At 66.4% G+C, this 25,170-nt stretch carries 28 protein-coding genes and 1 tRNA gene; 15 read left to right on the top strand and 14 right to left on the bottom strand.

All coding sequences use genetic code 11. The features are described from left to right. Positions 1–98: 98 nt before the first annotated feature. Positions 99–1,409, bottom strand: coding sequence for a M16 family metallopeptidase (locus ACR4XW_RS10825; RefSeq protein ID WP_434760570.1), 1,311 nt, complete (start codon positions 1,407–1,409; stop codon positions 99–101). Beyond that, a complete protein-coding gene (locus ACR4XW_RS10820; protein ID WP_434760569.1) occupies positions 1,406–2,689 on the bottom strand; it encodes a M16 family metallopeptidase in 1,284 nt (427 codons plus the stop codon). The genes ACR4XW_RS10825 and ACR4XW_RS10820 overlap by 4 nt, the downstream gene beginning before the upstream one ends. 62 nt (positions 2,690–2,751) lie before the next feature. Between ACR4XW_RS10820 and ACR4XW_RS10815 the strand changes: the two genes are divergently transcribed. Continuing rightward, positions 2,752–3,258: an O-acetyl-ADP-ribose deacetylase gene (locus ACR4XW_RS10815; protein WP_434760568.1), complete on the top strand. Its 507-nt coding sequence runs from the start codon at positions 2,752–2,754 to the stop codon at positions 3,256–3,258. A gap of 98 nt (positions 3,259–3,356) precedes the next feature. Further along, positions 3,357–3,797 (top strand): nitroreductase family deazaflavin-dependent oxidoreductase, encoded by a 441-nt coding sequence (locus ACR4XW_RS10810; protein WP_434760567.1) that lies wholly within the window; start codon positions 3,357–3,359, stop codon positions 3,795–3,797. Positions 3,798–3,825: 28 nt separating this feature from the next. On the opposite strand, the gene ACR4XW_RS10805 is transcribed toward ACR4XW_RS10810, so the two are convergent. The 3 genes from ACR4XW_RS10805 to ACR4XW_RS10795 form a co-directional block, all read right to left on the bottom strand. Next, a complete protein-coding gene (locus tag ACR4XW_RS10805) occupies positions 3,826–4,287 on the bottom strand; it encodes a nuclear transport factor 2 family protein (protein WP_434760566.1) in 462 nt (153 codons plus the stop codon). Between the two features lie 83 nt (positions 4,288–4,370). Further along, positions 4,371–4,775 carry a VOC family protein gene (locus ACR4XW_RS10800; protein WP_434760565.1) on the bottom strand — a complete coding sequence of 135 codons (405 nt, stop codon included), beginning with the start codon at positions 4,773–4,775 and terminating at the stop codon, positions 4,371–4,373. An 86-nt stretch (positions 4,776–4,861) separates the two neighbouring features. Continuing rightward, positions 4,862–5,803: a 2-hydroxyacid dehydrogenase gene (locus ACR4XW_RS10795; protein ID WP_434760564.1), complete on the bottom strand. Its 942-nt coding sequence runs from the start codon at positions 5,801–5,803 to the stop codon at positions 4,862–4,864. Positions 5,804–5,951: 148 nt separating this feature from the next. Between ACR4XW_RS10795 and ACR4XW_RS10790 the strand changes: the two genes are divergently transcribed. Both ACR4XW_RS10790 and ACR4XW_RS10785 read left to right on the top strand, forming a co-directional pair. Next, positions 5,952–7,634, top strand: coding sequence for a hypothetical protein (locus ACR4XW_RS10790; protein ID WP_434760563.1), 1,683 nt, complete (start codon positions 5,952–5,954; stop codon positions 7,632–7,634). Positions 7,635–7,691: 57 nt separating this feature from the next. After that, positions 7,692–8,261, top strand: coding sequence for a YetF domain-containing protein (locus ACR4XW_RS10785; RefSeq protein ID WP_434760562.1), 570 nt, complete (start codon positions 7,692–7,694; stop codon positions 8,259–8,261). Positions 8,262–8,284: 23 nt separating this feature from the next. Here ACR4XW_RS10785 and ACR4XW_RS10780 read toward each other — a convergent pair whose 3' ends face one another. The 3 genes from ACR4XW_RS10780 to ACR4XW_RS10770 form a co-directional block, all read right to left on the bottom strand. Continuing rightward, positions 8,285–9,148, bottom strand: coding sequence for a M56 family metallopeptidase (locus ACR4XW_RS10780; protein ID WP_434760561.1), 864 nt, complete (start codon positions 9,146–9,148; stop codon positions 8,285–8,287). Continuing rightward, positions 9,145–9,540, bottom strand: a complete 396-nt coding sequence (locus ACR4XW_RS10775) for a BlaI/MecI/CopY family transcriptional regulator (RefSeq protein ID WP_434760560.1) — start codon at positions 9,538–9,540, stop codon at positions 9,145–9,147. The genes ACR4XW_RS10780 and ACR4XW_RS10775 overlap by 4 nt, the downstream gene beginning before the upstream one ends. 124 nt (positions 9,541–9,664) lie before the next feature. Further along, positions 9,665–10,303, bottom strand: coding sequence for a DUF5134 domain-containing protein (locus ACR4XW_RS10770; protein WP_434760559.1), 639 nt, complete (start codon positions 10,301–10,303; stop codon positions 9,665–9,667). A 55-nt stretch (positions 10,304–10,358) separates the two neighbouring features. On the opposite strand from ACR4XW_RS10770, the gene ACR4XW_RS10765 reads away from it, so the two are divergent. Continuing rightward, positions 10,359–11,789, top strand: coding sequence for a PepSY-associated TM helix domain-containing protein (locus ACR4XW_RS10765; RefSeq protein WP_434760558.1), 1,431 nt, complete (start codon positions 10,359–10,361; stop codon positions 11,787–11,789). A gap of 75 nt (positions 11,790–11,864) precedes the next feature. Here ACR4XW_RS10765 and ACR4XW_RS10760 read toward each other — a convergent pair whose 3' ends face one another. Then, positions 11,865–12,584: a DUF899 domain-containing protein gene (locus ACR4XW_RS10760; RefSeq protein ID WP_434760557.1), complete on the bottom strand. Its 720-nt coding sequence runs from the start codon at positions 12,582–12,584 to the stop codon at positions 11,865–11,867. Between the two features lie 154 nt (positions 12,585–12,738). Continuing rightward, positions 12,739–13,323 carry a hypothetical protein gene (locus tag ACR4XW_RS10755; protein ID WP_434760556.1) on the bottom strand — a complete coding sequence of 195 codons (585 nt, stop codon included), beginning with the start codon at positions 13,321–13,323 and terminating at the stop codon, positions 12,739–12,741. 108 nt (positions 13,324–13,431) lie between these two features. Here ACR4XW_RS10755 and ACR4XW_RS10750 point away from each other — a divergent pair, with 108 nt between their 5' ends. Then, a complete protein-coding gene (locus ACR4XW_RS10750) occupies positions 13,432–14,010 on the top strand; it encodes a TetR/AcrR family transcriptional regulator (protein WP_434760555.1) in 579 nt (192 codons plus the stop codon). 53 nt (positions 14,011–14,063) lie between these two features. On the opposite strand, the gene ACR4XW_RS10745 is transcribed toward ACR4XW_RS10750, so the two are convergent. Further along, positions 14,064–14,390: a DMT family transporter gene (locus tag ACR4XW_RS10745; protein WP_434760554.1), complete on the bottom strand. Its 327-nt coding sequence runs from the start codon at positions 14,388–14,390 to the stop codon at positions 14,064–14,066. 37 nt (positions 14,391–14,427) lie between these two features. Then, positions 14,428–15,168 (bottom strand): SDR family NAD(P)-dependent oxidoreductase, encoded by a 741-nt coding sequence (locus tag ACR4XW_RS10740; protein ID WP_434760553.1) that lies wholly within the window; start codon positions 15,166–15,168, stop codon positions 14,428–14,430. Positions 15,169–15,210: 42 nt separating this feature from the next. On the opposite strand from ACR4XW_RS10740, the gene ACR4XW_RS10735 reads away from it, so the two are divergent. Continuing rightward, complete coding sequence (locus ACR4XW_RS10735; protein WP_434760552.1) at positions 15,211–15,882, top strand: TetR/AcrR family transcriptional regulator; 672 nt, start codon at positions 15,211–15,213, stop codon at positions 15,880–15,882. An 81-nt stretch (positions 15,883–15,963) separates the two neighbouring features. On the opposite strand, the gene ACR4XW_RS10730 is transcribed toward ACR4XW_RS10735, so the two are convergent. Further along, positions 15,964–16,040 (bottom strand) — tRNA-Met (locus tag ACR4XW_RS10730). Between the two features lie 182 nt (positions 16,041–16,222). Between ACR4XW_RS10730 and ACR4XW_RS10725 the strand changes: the two genes are divergently transcribed. The 8 genes from ACR4XW_RS10725 (at position 16,223) to serA (ending at position 24,267) form a co-directional block, all read left to right on the top strand. Beyond that, positions 16,223–16,912, top strand: coding sequence for an enoyl-CoA hydratase/isomerase family protein (locus ACR4XW_RS10725; protein WP_434760551.1), 690 nt, complete (start codon positions 16,223–16,225; stop codon positions 16,910–16,912). A gap of 250 nt (positions 16,913–17,162) precedes the next feature. Beyond that, entirely contained in the window at positions 17,163–18,131 is a 969-nt protein-coding gene (locus ACR4XW_RS10720) for a P1 family peptidase (protein ID WP_434760550.1), read from the top strand. A gap of 14 nt (positions 18,132–18,145) precedes the next feature. After that, a complete protein-coding gene (locus ACR4XW_RS10715; RefSeq protein WP_434760549.1) occupies positions 18,146–19,675 on the top strand; it encodes an ABC transporter substrate-binding protein in 1,530 nt (509 codons plus the stop codon). 7 nt (positions 19,676–19,682) lie between these two features. Then, positions 19,683–20,630: an ABC transporter permease gene (locus tag ACR4XW_RS10710; protein ID WP_434760548.1), complete on the top strand. Its 948-nt coding sequence runs from the start codon at positions 19,683–19,685 to the stop codon at positions 20,628–20,630. Positions 20,631–20,635: 5 nt separating this feature from the next. Beyond that, complete coding sequence (locus ACR4XW_RS10705) at positions 20,636–21,472, top strand: ABC transporter permease (RefSeq protein WP_434760842.1); 837 nt, start codon at positions 20,636–20,638, stop codon at positions 21,470–21,472. After that, positions 21,469–22,302 (top strand): ABC transporter ATP-binding protein, encoded by an 834-nt coding sequence (locus tag ACR4XW_RS10700; protein WP_434760547.1) that lies wholly within the window; start codon positions 21,469–21,471, stop codon positions 22,300–22,302. The genes ACR4XW_RS10705 and ACR4XW_RS10700 overlap by 4 nt, the downstream gene beginning before the upstream one ends. Next, positions 22,299–23,063: an ABC transporter ATP-binding protein gene (locus ACR4XW_RS10695; RefSeq protein ID WP_434760546.1), complete on the top strand. Its 765-nt coding sequence runs from the start codon at positions 22,299–22,301 to the stop codon at positions 23,061–23,063. Before ACR4XW_RS10700 ends, ACR4XW_RS10695 begins: the two co-directional genes overlap by 4 nt. Positions 23,064–23,067: 4 nt before the next feature. Continuing rightward, positions 23,068–24,267: a phosphoglycerate dehydrogenase gene (gene serA / locus ACR4XW_RS10690; RefSeq protein ID WP_434760545.1), complete on the top strand. Its 1,200-nt coding sequence runs from the start codon at positions 23,068–23,070 to the stop codon at positions 24,265–24,267. A 33-nt stretch (positions 24,268–24,300) separates the two neighbouring features. On the opposite strand, the gene ACR4XW_RS10685 is transcribed toward serA, so the two are convergent. Next, on the bottom strand, positions 24,301–25,113 hold the full coding sequence (locus ACR4XW_RS10685; RefSeq protein ID WP_434760544.1) for an inositol monophosphatase family protein: 813 nt from the start codon (positions 25,111–25,113) through the stop codon (positions 24,301–24,303). Positions 25,114–25,170 lie beyond the last annotated feature (57 nt).

Raw genomic sequence — 25,170 nt, 5'->3', positions numbered from 1 at the left:
TCGCCGAGCAAAGCCCGGATATGGTTTTGATGCGCGAAATCGGGCACGTTGCAGCACGGCTGAGTAGTCCGGTTGGGCCCGGACTCGGTGGCAGCGGCTCAGACGCTCCAGCCGGCGGCACGCAGCGGTTCGGTGAGGTGATCGGCATCGCCGACCACTACCAGGTACAGGTTGTCGAGATCGATCAACTCCCGGTAGGCGGCGGTGGCCGATTCGGCGGTGACCGCGGCGATCGCAGCCAGGTTCCGGGTGGTCCATTGCGGATCCAGCCCGAGCAGCAGGTTCGTGGCGGTTCGGGCGGCCACGGTGTCGGCGGTGGCGTACTGCAAGGGCGAGGTGCCGGTGAACCAGCGCACCGCGTCGGTGACCTCCGCGTCGGTGAAGGGCGAGTCGGTCACATCCAGCAGGCGCCGGGCCTCGGTGATCGCATCGGCGACCACCTCGGTACGAAACGATCCCGAGGTCGCCCAGAATCCGCCCTGCCGCATGCCGGTCAGCCCGACCCGGGCCCCATAGGTCCAGCCCTTGTCCTCGCGCAGCACCAGGTTCACCCGCGAACCGAAGGCTCCACCCATCGCGTGCACCGCGACCACCAGATCGGCCCAGCGGGGATGGGTACGGTCGATCCCGATACCGCCGAGGCGAATGTCGGCCTGTACCGCGCCGGGCCGATGCACCAGCTTCGCCGTGCGGGCGGCGTACTCGGGAGTCGAATGAGCCACGTTGTCGGCTTCCCCGGCCCAATCACCGAAGGCCTCCTCGATCAGCCCCAGCACGCCCGCATCGAGGTCACCGGCGACCACGATCGAGGTGCGGTGCGGGGTGACCAAACGGTGCCAGGCTCGCACGTCGGCCGGGCTCACCGCAGCGACGGTGGCGGCGTCACCACCGTTGGGACGCTGGGCGCGGGTGGCTTCGGTGTGCAGAATCCGGCGGTACTCGACCCCGGCGGCGACCGCTGAGTTGGCCTGCTGCTGGTCGATCTGGGCCAATCGCAGGCCGACATGGCGAGTGACATCGGCCTCGTCCAACAGGGGTCGGATCACCGCATCGCGCAGCAACGGCAGCGCGTCGGGCAGGCGGGAGGTCGGCACGTCCACATCGACGCGCACCCCCGACAACGACACCTGCACCCCGAGGGCGGCCCCGCAGGCTTCCAGCGCGGTACTGAAAGCGGCACCGGGCAGGTCGGCGGTGCCCTCGTCGAGACAGCGGGCGCAGATCGTGGCCACTCCCTCCCGGTCGGCCGGCTCGGCCGCCAGCGGCAGGTCGAGCACCACGGCCACGGAGGCGACGTGCTGGCCCGGCAGATGGTGGACGAGCACATCCACGCCATTGGTCAGGCGATGCTGCTCGGCGGCCGGAAACTCCCAGGCCGGTGGGGCAGCGACAACGGGGCGGGTGCTCATGCCTGCTCCTTGCGGTAGGTCACGGTTGCTCGGTGCTCGGGGTTCAGGTGCCGGCGAGCGGCCTCGGTGACAGCCTCGGCGTCGATGGCCATCACCTCACCCAGATGTCTGTTGATGAACTCGTGGTCACCGCGCAACAAGGTGGTGCCCGAGAGCTGGTCGGCGCGAGCATCGAGGCGGGCCAGGCCCTGCAACCAGGCGCGTTCGTACTGCGCCTTGACCCGGTCGAGTTCGGCCTCTTCTGGCCCGTCGGTGACCAGCCGGTCGAGTTCGGCCAGGGTGCGATCGGTGACCTCGTCGATGCTGTGGCCCTCGATGGCCCGGGCGCTGATGAACCCCAGGGAGGTGCCGCCGATCAGCCCGATGCTGCCGGCCCCGGCCGACGATGCCAGCGGGTTGTCGCGCACCAACGTCCGGTGCAGACGTGAGGGTTGGCCGTCACCCAGCACCATCAGGGCCAGGTCGGTGGCGTCGAAGGCCGGGTCGTCCATCGCCGGCAGCCGCCACGCCAGGTACACCGCATCGGCCGGTACATCGGCGCGTACGTCCGCCGACGGCAATCCGGTCAGGGCGGGCAAGGGGTCGGGCATCACCACCGGGGGCAGCTCACCGGCCGGGATGTGCCCGAAGTACTTCTCGGCCAGGGCGAAGCCCTCGTCAGCGGTGAGGTCACCCACCAGCGACAGCACCGCATTGTTGGGCATGTAGTGGGTGCGGAAGAAGGTGTGCGCATCCTCGAGGGAGGCCGCGTTGAGGTCATCCATCGAGCCGATCGTGGTGTGCCCGTAGGGGTGGTCGGCGGGAAACACCAACCCGACCAGCGTGTCCATCAGGTCGCCGTAGGGCACGTTGTCGTAGCGCTGCCGCTTCTCCTCCTTGACCACCTCACGCTGATTGTCGAGGTTCTCCTGGGTGAGCGCGGTCAGCAGCGACTCGAGGCGGTCGGCCTCCAACCACAGGGCCAACTCCAGCCCGCCGATCGGCAGGGCCGCGAAATAGTTCGTCCGATCGAACCAGGTGGTGGCGTTCACCGAGGCTCCGTTGGCCTGCAACAGCGAGATGTGTTCTCCGGAACCGACATGGGCCGAACCCTGGAACATCAAGTGCTCGAACAGGTGCGCGAACCCGGTCAGGCCCGGTTGCTCATGGCGTGAGCCCACGTTGTACCAGATGTTCATCGCCGCACTGGGCACCGCATGATCGGGGTTGACCACCACGCGCAGTCCATTGGCCAAGGTGGTGGTGTGCAGCGGGTAATGCAGGTCGGGCATGCGCCCCATCAGACCACATCGGATATCACGCGTGTCGTTGACACGTCCACGTCGGCGGGCAGAATCGAGTCATGAGCCGACCCGAGATCAGTGCTGTACAGGGTGACATCACCACCGTCGAGGTGGACGCCATCGTCAACGCCGCCAACAACGCGATGCGCGGCGGTGGGGGAGTCGACGGAGCCATCCACCGGGCCGGTGGGCCGGCGATTCTGGCCGACTGCATCGAGCGGTTCCCCGACGGTCTGGCCACCGGTGACGCCGGGTGGACCACCGCCGGTGACCTGCCTGCCCGCTGGGTGATCCACACTGTCGGCCCCAACCACGCCGCCGGGCAGACCGACCGGACGCTGCTCACCTCCTGCTACCGACGCAGTTTGGAGGTGGCCGACGAACTGGGCGCGACGTCGGTGGCCTTTCCGCTGATCAGCGCCGGCATCTACGGCTGGCCCAAGGATGATGCAATCCGGGCCGGCCTGGAAACCGTCGCCGAAGCCGACACCCGGGTGGAGCGGGTGCTCTTCGTGGCCTTCGATGAGGCAACCCATCGGCAGATCGAGGCGCAGTTGAACAACTGACGGTCACCCATCGGGAACATCTGGTGTCGCCGCGCCGGGCCACATAGGCTGGGTGGCACAGCCGGGCTCCGCGCCGGGCCCGCGAAGGGGACGCGATCATGCCGCTACAAGGGGAGTACGAACCGCCGGCCAGGGATTGGGTGCGGCAGGAAGTCGACCGGATCCTCAGTACCGGAACCACCGACGGCACCACCATGAGCGGCTACGCCGTGGTGCTGGTCACCACGGTGGGGGCCCAATCCGGCAAGCTGCGCAAGGTGCCGCTGATTCGCGTCGAGCACGAGGACGAGTATGCGCTGATCGCCTCCAAGGGCGGGGCTCCGGATCATCCGCAGTGGTACTACAACGTGAAGGCCAACCCGCACGTCGAGTTGCAGGACGGGGCGCTCACGATGGATTACCTGGCTCGGGAGGCCACCGGTGAGGAGCGCGACCTGTGGTGGCATCGGGCGACGCAGGTCTATCGCGATTACACCGACTACCAGGCCAAGACCGACCGCCAGATTCCGGTGTTCGTGTTGACCCCGATGAGTTCCTGAGCGCTGTTTCGGCCGTGCTCGGGCCCTATCACTTCCCGGGTTCGTCCGGGACGGGCACCGGCTCGTTGGCGTAGCGCGCGACGTAGGAGCGCTCTTCGACCCGTTCGGTGATCTTCCACCCGTCGTCGGTGCGGCGCAGCTTGTCGACATACCAGAGCCCACACACCAGCACCCCCGAGTCACCGTCGCGCTCGAACTGCATCGGGTTGTAACAGATCGTCCGGGCGGTGGCCGCGTCACCGGTGATCTCGATCAGCGGCGGTCCGATCATGTGCTGCATGCTCAACCAGTTGGGCATCGCCTCGGCCAGAAAGCTGATGACCGCCTCGAGGGTGTCCCGAGGGCCCCCGAAGACGCTGTAGTCGATCACCGCATCGGGGGTGAAGCACTGCCGGAACAGATCCCAGTTCAGCGAGTCGACCGCATGGGTGTAGCGGAGCAGGACGTCGGTGATCTCCATCCGATCGGAGATCTCTTGCTGGCTCAACATCGGTCCTCCTCGACACGGCGGTCGATCGAAACTAACCGCCGGTCGCGGGCCGGCGAGGGCCCGCTCCCGATCAGTGGCGACGACTATTCGCCGCGATAGGAGCCGATCGAGTACTGGTTTCCTTCCGGGTCGGCCACCGAAGCCGAACGCCCGCCGTAGGGGACGAACTCCGGCTCCTGGAGCGAGGTACCCCCGGCATCCAGTGCGCGGCGGTAGGTTGCGTCCACCTCGGCGTCGGAATCGACCACCAGATAACAGGATCCGACACCCACCCGCCGCTGCCAGCCCTCATCCCCACCGGGACGTTGAGCCGAGCCGAACATGATTCCCCCGTTATCCCCGAAGTGGAATTGGGCGTGTTCGACCACATCGGGATGATCGGCGTTGCGCACCACGAGCTTTTCCTCGAAGCCCAGAGCGGTGAGGAAGCTGATGCCGGCGTTGGCGTCACGAAAGGCCAGGGAATGCCACACAGTAGGATTCGTCATGGGTTCAACCCCTCCGAGAGAGAATGATCACCGAAATCTACGCCCCGCGCCGGGTGTCCGGAAGAGCAGACCCACGTGCTCGAGCCTCACACCGGGGTGACCAGCTCCCCGCGGTCGAACCAGGCCTCCACATTGGCCAGCACCACGTCGGCCATGGCCTGGCGGGTCTCCACCGTGGCCGACCCCACGTGCGGGGTCAGGACGACGTTGTCGAACTCCAGCAGCGCCTCGGGAACATGCGGTTCATCGGGGAAGACATCCAAACCGGCCCCGGCGATGGTCCTGGTGCGCAGCGCCTCGATCAGATCGTCGTGGTTCACCACCGAACCGCGGGCCACATTGATCAGGTATCCCTCGGGGCCGAGTGCGGCCAGCACGTCGGCGTCCACCAGCCCTTCGGTCGCGGGGCCACCGGGCACCATCACGATCAGCACGTCGTTGGCCGCAGCCAGCTCGGTCGCACTCGGGTGGTAGGCGTACGGGGAGCCGGCCACCTCGCGGCGCGAGTGATAGGAGATCTCGCAATCGAAGGCGGTCAGCCGGTGGGCGATGGCTTCGCCGATGCGTCCCAACCCGAGGATGCCGACCTTCGACCCGGTCAAGCGTCGCGACAACGGGAACCACCGTTCGGCCTCCCACTGTCCGGCCCGGATGAACCGGTCACCGCGGCTGACCATCCGCAGCACGTCCAGGGTCAGCGCGATCGCCATATCGGCGACACAGTCATTGAGTACGTCGGGAGTGTTGGTCAGCGTGATACCGCGCTCGCGGGCGGCGTCGGCATCGGTGGAGTCGTAACCGACCGCGAAGTGGGCCACCACCCGCAGGGCCGGTAACCGATCCATCAACTCGGCGTGCACCCCGCCACCGGCATGAGCCACGGCCACCTCGATCGTGTCGCCATGTTCAGCCAGGAAGGCATCCCGCTCGGGCCCGGGATCGGGCAGCGGCAACGCCCCGAAACGCTCCGCCAAAGGCTCGCCCAGATTGGGCGGCATCGAGGCAACGGTGATCACGCGCACAGTCATGGGCCCGACTTTACGGTTTCGCGCCGCAACTCGTCGTCGGACTTCCCGCGCCGCACCGCTGCCCGGTCCGTCAGTTGCTACATTTCGCGCCCACAAGACCCGCCCGGCTTGCTATCGTCCCCGGCAATCGGCTTGCACTGGAGGAAGCATGGAAACCCGAAACCGGCGCTGGTTGCTGTGGGGGTTGTTGGTGTTCGGGGCCATGCTCCTGTCCGGGTGCGGCGCCAAGATCGACTCGGTGTTGCAGCTCAACGCGGATGGTTCGGGTGAGCGCACTTTCACGATGACCTTGAGCGGTGAGGATCAGAAGCAGTACATCAAGGGTGATGTGGCCAAGATCGATGCCCTGTTCAAGTCCTCCACCCCGGAGCAACTGGAATACCTCGGGGTGGCCGACGGCTCCGGTGGCGCCAAGGTCTACTCCTTCAAGATGACCTTCAGCGACATCGACGACTACACCGACAAGGTGACCCGGCTGATGGCCGCCGGCGGCAACCGCAAGCCGGTGGAGATCGAGTGGAAGGTCGAGGACTCGGTCTTCCGCAAGAGCGTGACCTACAAGGACAACACCAACACCAAAGCTCTGATGAAGTGGGCCAACCAAGCCGTGTACGACTCGGACGTGATGGATACCGAGAACCCGAACTTCACCGCCGATGACCTGACCGAAGAGGGGCAAACCGTGCTCCGCCACGGCGAGGAGAGCTACGAGATCACCGGATCCGGCAGCGTCAGGAAGGTCGATGACCGAGGCGCGATGTCGGTGCAGGTGAACACCGAAGGCGTGGACACCGGCCGGTACAAGCGCACCATCACCTACGAACTGCCGCGCGAGCACTATGTGGTCGATGAGGCCGGATTCGATGAGTTCTTCGACTCGGTCACCCCTGAGGGCGGCACCCTGACCCCGGCCGGTGGCACCGGTACGACGTGGGTCCTGGAGTTCTCCTCCGAGGACCCCGCCGACATCGTGTCCTGGACGAACGCGGCGCTGATCAGTGAGCAGACCGAGTTCACCGTCGAGTCGAAGGTGGCCCAGCAGGAGGACGGTCTGGCCCGTGAGCTGCGGGTGGTCGACAACTTCGAGTGTTCGGCGGTGTGCCATCGCGATGGCCGGATTTCCGGTGATCTGGAACTGCCCGAACCCTGGCAGCGAAGCAGCGGCCAAAGCCCGTCCACCGAGCCGATCGTGTACCACAAACCGGTGCAGGCCGAGACCCGCAGCGTCCGGGTGAAGGCGGCCGAGCGCAACCCCTCGCTGACGCTGAGTGTGGGCTTCGCCGCCGACGACGTTGCGGGCCTGGAGGATGCCGTGGCGAAAGCCATCAGCGGCTCCGACGGCAGTGACGTCGAGATCACCGACGAGGACGGGCGGAAGATCTTCACCGTCGTGCAGGAAGGTGACAGTCAGGCCGACTTCCAGACCGCGTACGAGACGAGTCAGCCGGGCTTGTTCCTCAAAACCGACGAGGTCAATTCCACTCTGTTCCAGCGTCACACCGTCACCAACGTCGGCTACCGGATCGAACACTCCGGTCCGGCCGGCGGCCCGGTCGAACTGACCGTCGAGTTGGTGGGCCTGGGGACGATCGACGAGGAGGCCTCGAATCTGCCCGAGGGCGCCACGATCGACGGCAACACCGTCACGCTCACCGTCGACCCCAGCGCTGATATGTACTTGGTCGCCAAGCAAACCCAATGGCTGGGAGTGGCCGTCGTGGGCGGGGTGATCGCCGCAGCTTTGATCGGTGCGGTGGGCTTGGTGATCGTGGTGCGCCGGATGGCGAATGACGACACAGCTCCGTCCGCCCCGGGAGCCGGGCCCCGATAAGACGTCCCGCGTGCGGCCCGCCCGTCCATGACCCAGCCGGGTGGGCAGTATGGACGAATGGACGAACTGTGGTCGCACATCGGAATCTCCGGCATCCAGGTTCTCGGAGTGATGCTGGCCACCACCACCTTGTACGTGGTGTACGCCGGGGTCATTCGCTATCTCGGACGGCGGATCCGGGCCAGCACTTCGACCTTCAGCCTGGCGCTCGCCACCCTGATGGGGGCGTTGATCGCGCGTTCGATGCTGGGTGACTCACCAACCCTGCTCGGTGGTCTGGTCGCCCTGGCCACTCTGATGGGCCTGGAAGCCAGCTTCGGGGTGTTGCGCCGCCGACTGCCACGGCGGGGGAGACCCGGGCGCCACCAACCCACCGTGATTCTGGTGGACGGCATGGTCCTTCCGGCGGCTCTGGCCACCACCGGGTTGCACGAACACGAGATCGTCACCCGGCTGCGCCAGCAGGGGGTGACCAGTTACCAGGACCTGGCGCTGGTGATCCTCGAATCGAGCGGGGCGCTCACCGTGCTGCGCACCGGCAGCACGATCCACCAGCGATTCCTGTGGGACGTGCGGGGAGCCGGTGACCTGCCCGAGGCGCTGGTGGACAATTCCGCCACGCACTGAGGACGCTGCACCGAGGGGCGTGGTCAGCGGTGACGGCGTGTGGTCGAGCCCGACCTGGCCAGCCCGACGAGTGGACGGCCGGCCGTGCCGGTCGATGCCCGGGAGTGCTGACCGCCGATTGCTCTGCTGTGCAAGCGTTCGGCCCGCAATGCCATGTCCGGTCGGGCGGCGAGTTGCGCCATCACCGACAGGGCCGAGGCGGTGGCGTGCGAACCGCATTTGGCCGCAGCAACATCATCGGCGATCAGCTCCACCAAGAACTTCGTCGACTTCTTCAGCCGCCGCACCGGCGCGAACCGGGGCAGGCAGGCGGTGTAGACATTCGCCAGGCGGAGCACCAGGTGATGGCGCTCCTCGAGGTGGGCGCATTCGTGGGCGATCACCGCGTCCAGCTCGGGCTCGGTGAGGTGATCCTGCAGCGTGCGGCTGATCACCACGGTGGCCTCGGGGGCGTGGAAGGAGTACGCCACCGGACTGTCGGCATCGACATAACGAATGGTGGTCCCGGAGCGGTTCTCGACCGAATGGCGACAGGTGCGGGCGGCATACCGCAGGTGATCCTTCACTCCCTGTTCGTGACGCACCACGGGCTCGGAGCGTCCCGACAGCAGGGCGCAGCAGGCCGCGAGCACGAAGGCCCCCGCCCAGGCGCCGAAGCTGAACACCAGGGCCTTGCCGCCGCGGCCGTCCAGCCCGAGGCTGTGGGCCAGCGCCATGCCGTAGATCGCGGCGAAGAGCAACGCCCCGGCAACACTGGCCAGGGCAGCGTGCCAGCAGGCCAGAGCAAGCCTCGGCTGCCACACCTGCCACCGGCCACGGGTGAGGATCTGGGGTGCTGCAACCGTCACGGTCGCCGCGTAGATCAGGCAGGCGACGATCGGTGTCATCGGCGCTTCTTCGAACGGTTCGACGATCCTCGCTGCGAGATGGCCTCACGCAAGATGTCCAGGTCCTCGGGGTCGAGGTCCCCGGCGAACTTCAGCAGGGCCGCACCCCGGCTCGCGTCTTCGGGCAGGGCTTCGAGCATGGCCTGGCTGGCGTGCTCGGCCTCGGTGATGGTCGGTTCGAACTGGACCCGGCGCACCGCATCGCCGACCCGACGCACCATCCCCTTCTGACCCAGGCGGTCCAGGGCGGTGAGCAGGGTGGTCTGGGCGGGGCGCTTGCCGGTGACCAGATCCTGGATCTCCAGTGAGGTCATCGGGCGTCCCTGTGACCACAGGACGTGCATGATCGCGGTCTCCAGTTCGCCCGGAGCACGAGTGCGTCGACCCGCCATCAACAACCTCCCTGTTCGGATCCGATCCGGTGGCGCCGTCCCGCCGAAGGACGGGGTGGCCGATGTTCTACCCGCAGTAGAGTAATGCACCCGGAGCTGGGTGCACAGTGGAAATCCCTGCCGGTCAGGCGTTCATCGCCACCAGCATGACGCCCATACCCACCGACATCAGCAGGTGGCAGACCGAATGCAGTCGATGCCGCGGTTCGCGCACCGCTCGCAGCAGCCACCACGCCGCCACCAGTCCGCAGATCGCGACGAAACCGACATTGACCGCATCGGCCCAGGCCGGGGTGTCGGCCGCCATGTCCATCTCGTGGCCACCGTGACCCCCGTGGTCGCTGTGGTCGCTGTGATCGGCATGATCGCCGTGGTCCCCGTGCGCGCCGTGGTCCATCCCCGCCATCAGCAGCGGCATCGCGGCCAGCATCCAGATCATCGCGAGGTCGAGCAGCATGTGGCCGGCCACATCGAGGCGCTCGGTGAGGCCGCGTGCCCGCAACCAGTTCGGGATCAGCGACAGCAGCAGCACCGCGAACAGCGCCACCTGGCCCCACAACAGCACATCGCCGAACATCACCCAGGTCATGAAGATCATCGCGGCGCTCATGATCAGGTGGTTGATGTCGACGACCTGCCCGTCGGTCAGTGCGGGGGACCCCGCCGATTTGCTGCGTTGGGCGGCAATGAAGTGGTACAGGCAGTACAGGCCGGTGAAGACGAAAATCGCCGTGAGGGCCACGTTGACGGGGAACGCAATCATGGCAATACTCTAACTCTACATCAGGTAGAAAAGCCAAGCCTCCGAGGAGCCTCGCGTGACCGCCACCCAGACCATGAGCCCGGACGCCGAGCGGCGTGACGCGAGCGCTCCGTCCGATCGCAAACGCGTGAACTGGTTCGCGGCCTTCTGGCGTTGGCATTTCTACGGTTCGGTGTTGGTGATCCCGGTACTGCTCGTGCTGGCCGTCACCGGCCTGACCTACATGTACCGGGCCCAGGTGGATGCCTGGACGCATCCGGGGGTGCTCACCGTGGCAGCCCCCGAAGGCGCCGAACGACTGCCACTGTCCCAGCAGGAAGAGGTCGTGCGCGAAGCTTTCCCCGAACGCAACATCTTGTCGCTGGTCGACCATACCGGCGAGCGCGCCACGGTGTTCGTGACGTCTGCGGGCGAAGACAGTCGCAATGTCTACGTCGATCCCTACCGAGGGGTGGTGACCGGCGACCTGGCCCCCGAGGGCCTGATTTCGGACTGGGCCGAACGCATTCACGGCACGTTGTTGATCGGTGATGCCGGCGACCGGATCATCGAACTCGGCGCCTCCTGGGCGATCGTGATGACCATCACCGGATTCGTCATCTTTTTCCTCGGCCGCCGACCCCGGAAGAACGCGACGAGCCGGGGGATGCGGGGCGCCACGCTGCGTGGGGCGCATGCAGTGGTCGGCCTCCCGGTGGGCATCGGACTGCTTCTGCTGGTGGTCTCCGGGCTGCCGTGGACCGGGTTGTGGGGGAGTCAGGCCCAACAGATCGCCGCAGGCAACGGCATGTCGCTGTGGGGTGAGGATCCCGGAGGTGAATCGAAGCTCGGAGAGCTGATCGAGAAAACCGACGGCAAGTCCGGGCCGGCCGGATGGGCGGTCTCCAACGGGGACACGGCGCACAGCCACGGCAGCGGCGAGCCGATCTCGGTCGACCGAGCTGTCTTGGTGGCGTCGGGAACCGGGGCGCCGGGGCCGTACTCGATCACCTACCCCGTGGATGAGAAGGGCGTCTACAGCGTCTTCGGCTGGCAGTGGTCGAACAACGGCAACCCCGCCGAAGCCGATGTCTCCCGAGAGCTGGCCGTACACGTCGACCAATACAGCGGCAACGTCGTTGGTACCTACGGCTATCAGGACTACTCGATGGTGGCGAAGACCGTGTCCCAAGGCATCGCCCTGCACGAGGGACGACGCTTCGGCACGATCAACACCATCGGTACGACGTTGTTCTGTCTGGCTGTGATCTTTCTGTGCGTCTCGGCGCCGATCATGTGGTGGAAGCGCCGCGGGGCGGCCACCGGCCTGGCCGCCCCGCGCGCCCGACTGCCGATCTTCGGCAACTGGATCCTGCTCGGCGCTGTGGCCGCACTCGGCCTGTTCCTACCGCTATTCGGCCTGTCGCTGCTGCTGATCCTGGCCGTCGATCAGTTGATCGTGCGGCGGGTGCCGAGCCTGGCGAGGGCGTTCGGCTCGGCGAGGTGAATCGGCCCAGGCCCTACAGTTCGTGTCCGGAAGTGCGCCTTGGCGCTCGGCATGATTGCGGTGGTTGGGGTGAGCTCAGTTCGCATCCAGTGCACCGGGGGTGTCCGCCGGGGGATCGCCATAGGTGTCGCTGAGCCGCATCCAGGAATACGTCGGTTCCTGGGGCACATGCGGAGGTGAGTTCTCCCAATCCTCCTGACGCCCGAAAGGTGTCAGGTCGAGCAGGTCGAACACGAGCATGAAGGGCTCTTCACCGCGGGCTTGGGTGGACCACGTATGGAAGACGCGATCTCCACGGCGGAGGAAAACGCTGATCGCTTGGTGTTCCTCTCCGTCGACGGTGGCGCCGAAATCGACGTTGAAGTCCGTCCCGACGGTGGAATACCACGGCAGGCTCCACCCCATCCGGTCACGGAAGGCGTGTAGTCGCTCCCAGGGGGCGCGGGAGGTGAGTACGAACGAGGTCCGCCGAGCATGCAGGTGGGACAGCGGGCCGATGTGTTCGGCCATCATCGAGCAACCGTCGCAACCTTCCTTCCAGTCTGGGCCGAACATGAAGTGCTGAACGATGAGTTGGGGACGTCCGTCGAAGAGGTCAAGCAAGGTGATGGAGCCGTCGGGTCCTTCGAACTCGTAGTCCGAGCGGACTTCGACCATGGGCAGGCGACGCCGTGCCGCGCTGATCGCGTCCTTCATGCGGGTGAGTGCCTTTTCCTGCTGGAGTAGTACGCCCCTGGCATCGTTCCAGGTATCGCGGTCGACGATTCGAGGCCACGTTTGATCGATGGTGCTCATTGGTGGAACCCTTCTTGGGCAGTGATTGTGTTTTTCGTGCAGGCTTTCGGTGTGCTGGGCATGTTCGTCCGTCCTTCACGGTTGTGGAATGCGGTCTTGGTCCCGACGGCGGTCGGGTGACTTGATGTCTCGGTGATGGTGAGTAGGTCCCGCATCAGGCGCCGGAGAGCAGGCCGGCGCCCCGAAGGATGCTTGGTAGGGCGAGCAGGATGCTGCCGAGAATCACCGGCGCCCCGCACATCCCGAGCAGAAACTCGCGCCGGCCCAGTCGGGCCCGACGCGCAAAGGAAACTGCCAGCACCCCAAACCCTGTGCTCGCCAGGAGGAAGCCGAGCACGTACCCGATCGCTGCGGCGTCAAGGTGATCGGTTCCGGGATGGATGCCCGCGACGATGATGACCGCTTGAATCATACTCCCCGAGACGTAGACGGCCAGGGTGGCGAAGCCTGCCCACAGGAGGATGCCGATCACACGGGGGCTGACCAACTTGGTCGTCGGGGTAATGGCCAGTGTCGCGACGATGACACCCACGAGCTTGATGGCTACGACGTACCAATTCACGACCGACAGTGCGGCCGCGTCGGCGGCGTGAGGGCCCGAGTCGAACCTGTTGGTCAACTCGAACCAAATGTTGATCGCGGCGAAGGCCGCGCAACCGGCGGCAACCAGAATGCCGATGATGACGATGGATCTGGACGCCGGTCGTACTCGCAGGACGTCGGTGGTGGTCAGGGTCATGGTGAAGCCTCTTTCCTCGGCTCAGGGGCCGGGAGGTTCAATTAGAATGAGCATCCTAGAATCTACGCTCTAGAAGGGGTGTTCTCCAAATGGTTTATGCTGATATTTGTGGCCACTGCGAAATTCACGACTGACGGAATCCTCGACGCCGCTGCCCAGGAGGTTCGGGCTGGTGGGCGAGAGGTGCGGATCGGGGACATCGCCCGGCGTCTCGGGGCCCCCACCGGGTCGATTTACCATCGATTCGGCTCACGGGAAGAACTGTTGGTGCGCTTGTGGCTGCGCAGTGTGCGCCGATTTCACGTCGAGTACTTGGCCGCAGCGGACCGGGTGGACCCTGAGCAGGCAGTGCTGGGGATGGCCGAGTGTGTGGTGACGTTCACCCGCGACCATCAGGATGATGCGGTGGCGATGACCCTTTATCGCCAGTCCCGCCTGCTTGAAACCGCGCCGGAGGCGTTGCGCGACGAGGTTGCGAAGGTCAACGATGCGATCCACGCGCGGATGGCCGAGCTGGCCGTCATGCGTTATCCCCAACCTGAGGCGCGGCATCACTCCTTGATCAGAATCGCTGCCGCTGAATGCCCTTACGGTTTGGTCCGGCCATACCTGTGGGGCACGCTGCCTCCGTGGTTGCCCGAGGTGGCCACTGCCAGCGCCACAGCCATCTTGGCCCTGGGTGACTGACGTCCGCGTCACCCCGCGCAGGGAATAATGGGTCACAGGTGTGCGGGTGTCCATCAGTTCTCGAGCAGTCGCAGGCCGATCACGCCGGCAATGATGGCACCGAGGCAGAGGATCTTCAGCGGGGTGACGGCATCGTTGAACACCGTCATGCCCACCGCGGCAACTCCCACCGCTCCAATGCCGACCCAGACTGCATACCCGTTGCCCGCCGGCAGGTGGCGAAGTGCGATCGCGAGGAGTCCGAAGCTGATGACGGCCGTGGGTATGGCGATCAGGCTCGGCCACAGCCGGGTGAATCCCTCCGACCGTTTCATGGCCGTCACCCACACCACTTCGAGTAAGCCGGCGATCACCAGTGTTCCCCAGGCGATGTTGGTCACGTCGCGGCTTCCGTCCGTGTCGTGTGGTGCGGACGGGTCATGCTGCATAGCCGCCGTCCACGGAGATCGCGGTTCCCGTCACGTAGCGACCGCCCTTGCCGGCGAGGTGGGCGACCGCTGCAGCGATGTCATCGGGTTCGGCGTAGTGCCCGACGGCGATATAGGGAAGCTCGTTGGCGGCGTCAGGGCCGTCGGCCGGATTCATATCGGTGTCGGTGCAGCCGGGGTGTAGGACGGTTGCGGTGATGCCGCGAGGGCCGAGATCCCTCGCCAGGCCTTTGGTGAGTCCGATCAAGGCGGACTTGGTCATCGCGTACAGGGTGAGGCCCGCGTACGGCACCCGCTCGGCGAAGCAACTGCCGATGCTGATGATTCGACCGCCCGCCGGCATCACCCGGGAAGCGTGCTGACTGGCGATGAAGGCCGCCGCCACATGGATGGCGAGCTCGGCTTGGAGTTCCTGCTGGGTCACCGACTGCAATGGTCCGGTATGAAATACGCCGGCGTTGTTCACCAGAATGTCGATGGAGCCCAGTGTCTCGACAGTCTTGTCAACGGCGTCGATCACCTGCTGCGGGTCAGCGCTGTCGCTCTGGATTGCCACCGCTTTCCGCCGAGCCCTCGTGATTCGGTCGGTAACCCGCTCCGCGTCATCAGTTGCGCGTAGGTAGGTGAATGCGACGTCGGCACCGTGATCGGCCAACTTTGCGGCGATGGCCGCCCCGATTCCTCTGCTGCCGCCGGTCACCAGCGCCACTTTCCCATCGAGTTCACCCATGTGAATCCCCTTTTTTTATGTATCGATCGATACACTATTAGTATGGGCAGGGTGGACAGCAAAAGTCAACGAGAACGCTCCTCCGGTTATTCGGGTAATGGTCGCGGCCGCGGCCGGCCACGGGCCTTCGACCGCACCGGGGCGCTCGTTCGGGCGATGGAGGTGTTCTGGGAGCACGGTTACGAGGGCACGGCCCTGAGCGACCTCACGGCCGCGATGGGGATCGGGCCGACCAGTCTGTACGCGGCGTTCGGGTCGAAGGAGGGGCTGTTCCGTGAGGCGGTCGCCTACTACAGCGCCCCCCAACGATCGCCGATCGAGCGCGCCTTGGCGGAACAAGCAACCGCTCGCGGAGTGGTCGAGGCGATTCTGCGTGCGAACGTGGAGCTTTACACCCGGGACGACACTCCGCGTGGATGTTTGGTGGTGCTCTCCGGGTTCACCTACACCGAGGAGAACGCGGCGGTCCGCGATCTACTCGCGGACCTGCGCAGAGCTGACCGGCTGAAGCTGAGGAGCCGGTTCGAAGAGGCTGTCGTCGCAGGCGAACTCGATGTCGATGCCGACCCGGAAGCTCTCGCGAACTTCGTGGTCACCGTCTTGCATGGTTTGTCCGTCCATGCCCGAGATGGTGGGTCTCGGGATCAACTGGCGCGCACCACCGATCTCGCAATGGCGGCGTGGGACCACTTGACCGCACAGCGTCCCTTGTAGGTCTGCGGCCGCATGGCACGCGAGCTGTGCAGGTCTCAAAAGACTTCTGGCCCGGGATTCGTGGTGAATCCCGGGCCAGACTGGTAGCGGGGACAGGATTTGAACCTGTGACCTCTGGGTTATGAGCCCAGCGAGCTACCTAGCTGCTCCACCCCGCGTCGACAACAGATATGTACTTTACGCCCCCATCAAGCTCGAATCAAATTGGCGGTTAACCGACCGGTCACTCCGGCGTCACCTGGGGGATGGATTCGCCCCTGGGCGCGGTCGAACGGCCTCTGCGATTGCGCCTGCAGTAGCGTGACGCAGACCAGCAACTCAACGGCGAGGGGTGCCCCGGATGTCAGATGATCGCATTGCGACCTGGTTCGAAGACAACGGCCGCGTGATGCACCTCAGGCTGGAGAATCCCGCCAAGCACAACGCCATCGACGCCGAGATGTGCCGAGCACTGGGCACCGCCTGGAAAGCCTTCGAAGACTCCGAAGCCAGGGTGGCGGTCATCTCCGGTGATGGTCCCTCGTTCAGTTCCGGGGCCGACCTGGGCAACCCACCCACCAGTCAGGACTGTCTGCCCGGCGTCACGACTCCGGTCACCAAACCGGTGATCTCGGCCGTACACGGCTGGTGTATCGGGCTCGGCCTGGTGCTGAGCCAGATGGCCGACCTGTGTGTCGCCGATGCCGGAGCGCAGTTCGAATTACCCGAACTGCGCCTGGGGCAAACCGGCGGTGCGGTACTGCACCTGACCGGACGCATCCCGCTCAAGGGTCTCTTCGAACTGCTCTACGGCGAGCGGGTCGATGCCGAGCGTGCCCAGCAGCTCGGTCTGGTCTATCGGGTGGTGCCGCCCGGCACCCACCTGGCCAAAGCCCGCGAGGTTGCGGGCCGGCTCGCCGACCTGGATTCGACCACGGTTCGCTGGATCAAACCGCGACTGTTGGCGACGTTGCCGCAGGTTGCCGGCGCCGATGCAGTGAACCTGCTCGATCACATCCGGGCAACCGACCCTCCGACCGGCACCCCCTAGCGCTGTTTACATCCAGCAGCCCGCTGCTGCAAAACGCCCGATTTCGGACAGCAAAGCCTGTGAGATCGATGCCGGCCCGAGAAGGGGCAGGTTGCAGCAGGCTGCGACGATCACCGAGGCTTACCAGCCGGTAAGTGACCGGAACCACCCCGGGCCGTTACCTGGCCGTTATAAAACGGTGCCCACGTCGTTGCCGGTTCCGAGTGGATTGGTCGCCCACGAACCGATCCGAGCGCCTAGGCTGAGGCGCATGATCACCGGTTTCCACATCGGCCATCATGAGGTGCGCGCACCCGGATGGCAGACCGGAACGACCGTGATTGCAGCTCGCGACGGTGCCACCGCCGGAGTGGACGTGCGCGGGGGAGGCCCCGGCACCCGGGAAACCGACGCCCTGGATCCGACCACTCTGGTTCAGCAGGTGCACGCCCTGGTGCTCACCGGGGGCTCGGCCTACGGGCTGGCCGCCGCCGACGGGGTGATGCAGGCCCTGGCCGAGGAGCACATCGGATTCCCGGTCGGCACCGAACCCCACGAGGTCGTGCCGATCGTGCCGGCCGCAGTGATCTTCGACCTCGGCCGCGGCGGGGAGTTCGGCAATCGACCCACCGCCGAGTTCGGCCGACTGGCCCTGGCCAACGCGTCCGGAGCGGACCCGGCTCAGGGCACCGTCGGCGCAGGCACCGGCGCAGTGTGTGGGGGAGTGGCCGGTGGCTTCGGCTACGCCGAACTCACCATCGACGCCGATCAACCGATCACCATCGGCGCCGCAGCGGTGGTCAACGCCGCCGGGTCTGCCGTAAACCCCGACACCGGACGGCTCTGGGCCGACCGCGCACATCGACTGCCCGCACCCTCGGCAGCCCAGCGCACCGCGCTACAGGAAGCCCGCAACAACGCGGCCTCGATCAACACCACCATCGGGGTGATCCTGACCGATGCCACCCTCACCAAGGCGCAGGCCAACAAGGTCGCCCAGGTGGCCCACGACGGCTTGGCCCGGGCGATCACCCCGGTGCACTCGATGACCGACGGCGACACGATCTTCTGCCTGGCCTCGGGTACCGACACACCCCTTCCGCACACCCCGGCCGGGATCACCACCTTCAACGCGATGCTGGACAAGGCGGCCGAGGCCTTCACCGAGGCCTGCCTGAACGCCATGATCCACGCCGAAAGCCATGGACGGTGGCAGTCGTACACCGACCTCACCACCTGACCCAAGAAATGCACATGTCGAGGAGCACAATGCGCAGCAAGTTCATCAGCCTGATCGGCGGCCTGATCGCCGTGGCGATGATTGTCACCGGATGCACCGGAAACGGCGCCGGTAACGGCAACGGCGAAGGCAAGTCGGACACCCTGGTGATCGGAGCCGTCGCCCACCCGCCGACGATGGACGCGGTCACTAACGATTCCGCCGCCATCCCACAGGTGCTGCTGTACAACGTGTACGAGACGCTGGTGAAGATGGGCTCCGACGGCGAACTGCAGCCACTGCTGGCTCAGCGCTGGGAGGTTTCCCCCGACAACCTCACCTACACCTTCCACCTCGACCCGGCCGCGAAGTTCGCCTCCGGCAAGGACGTGACCTCATCGGACGTGAAGCACAGCATCGAGCGCATCCAGGCCGGTGGATCCGTGACCAACGTGCTGCAGGGCCAGATGGAGGTTGTCGAGTCGGTGGACGACAGCGACAAGTCCGTCGCCGTGATCAAGCTGAAGCGACCCAGCAACGCCTGGCTCTACAACATGACCTCCACCGGCGGGATGATCTTCGACGCCGAATCCGACACCGATCTGGCCACCGACACCGCCGGTTCGGGCCCCTACCAACTCAAGCAGTGGAACCAGGGCGACTCGGTGGTGCTGGAGCGCAACGAGCAGTACTGGGCCACCCCGCAGCCCTTCCGCGAGGTCACCTTCCGGTACTTCACCGACCCCAACGCGATGAACAACGCGATGCTGTCGGGCGACCTGGACATCATCTCCAACCTGCAGGCGCCGCAGGCGATCGACCAGTTCTCCGACACCTCGCGCTTCCAGATCATCGAGGGCACCACCAGCGGTGAGGTCGTGCTGGCGATGAACCACGAGAACAAGGCCCTCGCCGACGTGCGGGTGCGCCGGGCGATCATGCACGCCATCGACCGGCAGGCCCTGATCGACACCGTCTGGAACGGCCACGGCACCCTGATCGGCTCGATGGCATCGCCCACCGACCCCTGGTACGAGGACCTGTCGTCGGAGTACGACTACGACCCGGAGAAGGCCAAGAAGCTACTCGCCGAAGCCGGCTACGCCAACGGGTTGACCCTGCGGCTGCGGCTGCCGGTGCTGCCCTATGCCACCAGTGGCGGCCAGTTCGTGGCCAGCCAGTTGCGTGAGGTCGGCATCAACGCCACCATCGACGAGCTCGAGTTCCCCGCCCGCTGGCTGGACGTGGTGCTCACCAAGGCCGACTACGACATGACCATCGTTGCCCATGTCGAACCGCGCGACATGGTCAAGTACGCCGACCCGAAGTACTACTGGCGCTACAACAACCCCGAGTTCCAGAAGTTGATGACCGAGGCAGATGCCGGCAGTCACGACGATTACGTCGCCAAGATGCGCGAGGGCGCCAAGATGCTGAACGAGGACGCGGCCGCCAACTGGTTGTTCCTGCTGCCGAACCTGATCGTGGCCCGCGAGGGCATCAACGGTCTGCCCGAGAACATGACCTCGCTGAGCTTCGACCTGACCAACGTCACGGCACGCTGAGCCGCCGATGGCCTTGCGGATAGCGACCAGGATCGCTGCCTTCGTGGGCAGCGTCCTCGTCGCGTCCATGCTCATCTTCCTGGTCACCGCCGCTCTGCCGGGTGACGTCGCCCAGGTGATCCTGGGCAACAACGCCGACCCGGCCGCGGTCGAAGCCCTGCGTCAGCGCCACGGCCTCGACCGGCCCCTGCCGGTGCAGTACTTCGACTGGCTCTTCGGGATGTTCGTCGGCGACTTCGGGCATTCCTACCTGACCGGCCAGTCGGTGATCAGCCGGATCTCCCCCGCGATCGGGGTCACCATGTCCCTGGTGCTCGGGGGCATGCTGTTCGCCATCATTTTCGCCATCCCGATGGGCATGATCGCCGCCATCCGCCGCCGGCACGCCTCGGGTGCCGTTGCGTCGGCGCTGTCGCAGATCGGCCTGGCGATCCCGGCCTTCTGGGCCGGGTTGATGCTGGTCTATCTCTTCTCGGTGAACCTCGGCTGGTTGCCGGCCAACGGTTACATCCGCTTCGGCAACGACCCGGGCCGGTGGGCCCGGCACCTGGTGCTGCCGGTGCTGTCGCTGGCCATCGTCCAGGGTTCGGTGCTGTCGCGCTACGTGCGTTCGGCGATCATCGAGGTGCTGGGGGAGGACTGGATCCGCACCGCCCGCTCGATCGGCTGGACGAAGTGGGGCGCGCTGATCCGACACGGGCTGCGCAACGCCTCGCTGTCGGTGGTCACCGTGCTCGGCCTGCAACTGGCCACCTTGTTCGTCGGCGCGATCGTGGTCGAATCGGTGTTCACCCTGCCCGGCCTGGGTTCGGTGCTGCTGTCGGCGGTCGCCCAACGCGACCTGATGATCGTGCAGGGCACCGTGATGCTGCTGGTGCTGGCGGTGCTGGTGATCAACGCACTGGTCGACCTGAGCTATCTCGCCCTCGACCCCCGCCTGCGGAGCCGTCGATGAGGAGCCTGAAACGCCTCACCCTGTGGCTGGGTGCCGCATTGGTGGCGATCGTGGTGCTGGCCGCGCTGGTGTCACTGTTCTGGACGCCCTTCGACCCGACCCAGGTGCGACCCTCGGAGCGACTGCTGCCACCGGGATGGCCGCACGTACTCGGCACCGACGGTTTCGGCATCGACATGGCCTCCCGATTGATGGCCGGCGCCCGGATCTGCCTGCTGGTCGGCATCATCGCCGTCGCGATCGCCGCGGTGATCGGGGTACCGCTCGGGGTCTTCGCCGGCATGAGCAAGAACTGGGTCTCGTCGCTGGTACTGCGCGCCACAGACATCCTCTACGCCTTCCCGGCCCTGTTGTTGGCGATCCTGCTGGCGGCCACCTTCGGCGGCTCGACCTGGACGGCGATGACCGCAATCGGGATCGCCTCCATTCCGGCCTTCACCCGCATGGCCCGAGCCGCCACTCTGCAGGTGATGGCCTCCGAATACGTGCTCGCCGCCCGCTCGTCGGGTACCGGACGGCTGGGCATCGCGCTGCGGCACGTCGCCCCCAACATCGCTCCGGTGATCGGGGTGCAGGCCTCGGTCTCCTTCGGCATCGCGATCCTGGCCGAGGCCGCGCTGAGCTACCTGGGCCTGGGCACCCCACCGCAAACCCCCACCTGGGGCCGGATGCTCAAGGACGCCCAGGCGTACGTGTTCAGCGGTGACCCGCTGGTGGCGGTACTGCCCGGCCTGGCCATCGCCGGTGCCGTGTTGGGCTTCAACCTGCTCGGTGACGGGCTTCGGGATCTGCTGGATCCGCGCCTGCGCGAATCCACCGTCCGGGCGGAGCAGGGCCGATGACCGCCCTGGAAGTACGCGACCTGTGCGTCGCCTTCGGCAACCGGCCCCCCGCGGTGATCGAGGTCAACCTCGAGATCGCCGAGGGTGAACGCCTCGGCCTGATCGGCGAATCCGGCTCGGGCAAATCGGTCACCGCCCTGGCCGTGATGGGTCTGCTGCCCGAGTACGCTCGGGTCACCGGCGAGGTGCTGCTGGCCGGACGCTCCCTGCTGGGCCGCTCCGACCGGGAGATGTCGAAGCTGCGCGGGGATGCCATGGGCATGGTCTTCCAGGAACCGATGACGGCTCTGGATCCGACCATGAAGGTGGGCCGGCAGATGGCCGAGGTGATCGAACTGCACCGCCCCAAGGTCGGCCGCACCCAACGCCGCGGCGAGGTGATCGACATGCTGGAACGGGTCGGTATCGACGAACCGGAGCGCATCGTGCGCTCCTACCCACATCAGCTTTCCGGCGGACAACGTCAGCGCGTGGTGCTGGCGATGGCACTGATCAACAGCCCCGACCTGCTGATCTGCGACGAACCGACCACCGCCCTCGATGTGACCGTGCAGGCCCGGGTGCTGCGGGTACTGGACGAGGTGCTCGCCGCCGACGGGGCCGCCTGCCTGTTCATCAGCCACGACCTGGCCGTGGTCGCCCAGGTGTGCTCCAAGGTCGCCGTGATGCTCGACGGCCGGATCGTGGAGCAGGGCAGCGTCGCGCAGGTCTTCGATGACCCGCAACACAGCTACACCAAGGGTCTGGTGGCCACCTCGCGGCTCGACCGGGTCGCCCCGGGCAGCAGACTGCCGGTGGTCGGCGACTTCTGGAACCGGGAGCAGACATGACGCCGGTGTATCGACTCGAGGCGGTGAACCGCATCTTCGGCGCCACCCACGCGGTGCGCGACGTCAGCTTCGACCTGGCCGCGGGGCAGCGTCTGGGCATCGTGGGGGAGTCGGGTTCGGGCAAGTCCACCCTGCTGCGGATGATGGCCGCCCTGGACCATCCGACCTCCGGGGAGATCCGGTTCGACGACCGGCGCATCGACCATCTGCCGGAACGCCGGTTGGCCTTTCTGCGCGCGGAGGTGCAGGTGGTCTTCCAGGACCCCCGCTCATCGCTGAACCCCCGGATGAAGGTCGGCGACATCATCACCGAACCGCTGCGCTCCCGGTTGCTGCGCGGACGCACCGGGGTCGGGGACGCTGCGGGCCGGCTCACCCAGGTGCTGGACGAGGTCGGTCTGCCGGCAGATTCGGCCCGACGGTACCCGCACGAGTTCAGCGGGGGGCAGCGGCAACGCATCGCCATCGCCCGTGCCCTGGCGCCCCGTCCCAGGGTGCTGTTGGCCGACGAACCGGTCTCGGCCCTGGACGTGTCGGTGCGCGCCCAAGTACTCAATCTGCTCACCGACCTGGTCGCCGAATACGGCCTGACCACGGTCTTCGTCAGCCACGACCTGCAAGTGGTGCGCCATGTCTGCGACTCGGTGGCGGTGCTGCGTCGCGGCGAGATCGTCGAATCGGGCCCGATCGAGCAGATTTACGACCAGCCCGGTCACGAATACACCCGTGAACTTCTGGCAGCAATTCCGCGGCTACGATGAGCGGGTGCGTGCACTGCTACTTGAGAACATCCATCACGACGCCGCCACCCTGCTCGAACAGCGCGGTTACCAGGTGGAAACCCGCAAGGGAGCCCTCGACGAGGACGAGTTGATCGAGGCCCTCGACGGGGTCGACCTGCTCGGCATCCGGTCGAAGACCCAGGTCACCGCCGAGGTGCTGGCCCGAGCCCCGCAACTGTCGGCGGTCGGTGCCTTCAGCGTCGGGACGAACCAGATCGACCTGGAGGCGGCCACCGAACACGGCATCGCGGTGTTCAACGCCCCCTATTCCAACACCCGCTCGGTGGTGGAACTGGTGATCGGCCACATCATCGCGCTGGCGCGCCGGATTCCGGAACGCAACCAGGCCCTGCACGCCGGCAACTGGCTGAAGTCGGCCACCGGCTCCCACGAGGTGCGTGGCCGCACCCTGGGCATCGTCGGCTACGGCAATATCGGCACCCAACTGTCGGTACTGGCCGAGGCGATCGGGATGCGGGTGTACTTCTACGACATCGTCGACCGGCTCGCCCTGGGCAACGCCCAGCGCTGCGGATCACTGGATGAACTGCTCGAGAAGGTCGAAACCGTCTCGCTGCACGTGGACGGCCGCCCGTCCAATACCAACCTGATCGGTGCCGACGAGTTCGCCCGGATGCGCCCGCGCACCCTGTTCCTGAACCTCTGCCGCGGCAACGTGGTCGACCACGAGGCGCTGCGCGACGCGCTGATGTCGGGTCACCTCGCCGGGGCGGCGATCGACGTCTTCCCCACCGAACCCAAGGCCAACGGGGACTCCTTCGAGTCCTACCTGCAGGGCCTGGACAATGTGATCCTGACCCCGCACATCGGCGGCTCCACCCAGGAGGCCCAGCAGGACATCGGCCATTTCGTGGCCGGCAAGCTGCGCGATTACGTCCAGACCGGGTCGACGGTCATGTCGGTGAACCTGCCCGAGGTGGGTGTCGGGGGTGACATCTCGCACTGCCGGGTACTGCATCTGCACCGCAACGTGCCCGGTGTGCTGGCCGGTATCAACCAGGTCTTCGGTGACGCCCAGGTCAACATCGACCGGCAACAGCTCGCCACCCGCGGTGAGCTCGGTTACGTGGTGACCGACCTGGCCGGCGACCTGCCGAAGACGGCCGTCGAGGCGCTGTTGGCGCTGCCGGAAACCGTCCGGCTCACCACCGTCAACAACTGAGCGGTCGACGGCTCAGCCGGCAACTGCAACCGTTCAGATCTGGACGGTCGGTTCGTGGTGCTCGTCCTCGGGCAAGGCCAGCCGGTCGGCGACCGCATCATGCAGCAGGCCGTTGGTGGCGATCGCCCCGGGCCCGACCGGGCCGGGGGCATTGTCCAGGTTGGTGAACCGGCCACCGGCCTCGGTCACCACGATCGAGCAGGCGGCCATGTCGTACAGCTGCAACTCCGGTTCGGCGGCCATGTCGACCGCCCCCTCGGCGACCAGCATGTACGACCAGAAGTCACCGTAGGCCCGGGTGCGCCAGCAGTCGCGCATCAGGTCGACGAACCCTTGGCCCCGGCCGGATTCGATCCAGCCGTGCAGCGACGAGTACGACAGGGACGCATCGGCGATCGAGCCGACCCGCGAGACCTGACAGGGACGCGCCGCCGACAGCGATCGTCCGGTGTAGGCACCCGATTCCTTGGCCGCCCACCAACGCCGGCTCAGCGCGGGGGCCGAGACCACCCCGACCAGCACCTCGTCGCCCTCCATCAGCGCGATCAGGGTCGCCCACACCGGTACCCCGCGGACGAAGTTCGCGGTGCCGTCGATCGGGTCGATCACCCAGCGGCGCGGCCCGCTGCCGGTGTCCTGACGCTCCTCGCCGTGCACCGCATCACGGGGACGAGAACGCGAGAGGGTGGCGCGAATCGCGTCCTCGACGGCGGTATCGGCGTCCGAGACCGGTGTCATGTCGGGTTTGGTGGTGACCTCGAGGTCGACCGCCCGAAACCGTTCCATCGTGATTGCGTCGGCCTGATCGGCCAGAGTGTGCGCCAAGCGCAGATCTTCACCCGTCATGGCTCCGACCCTACTGGTTGCCGGCCAACTCCCGCGATCAGGTTCACCAGCCAGTGC

The organism is Pseudenemella bisphenolivorans, from assembly GCF_051133435.1.
Classification (GTDB): domain Bacteria; phylum Actinomycetota; class Actinomycetes; order Propionibacteriales; family Propionibacteriaceae; genus JAAYAO01.
This window is presented reverse-complemented; position numbering and strand designations above follow the sequence as displayed.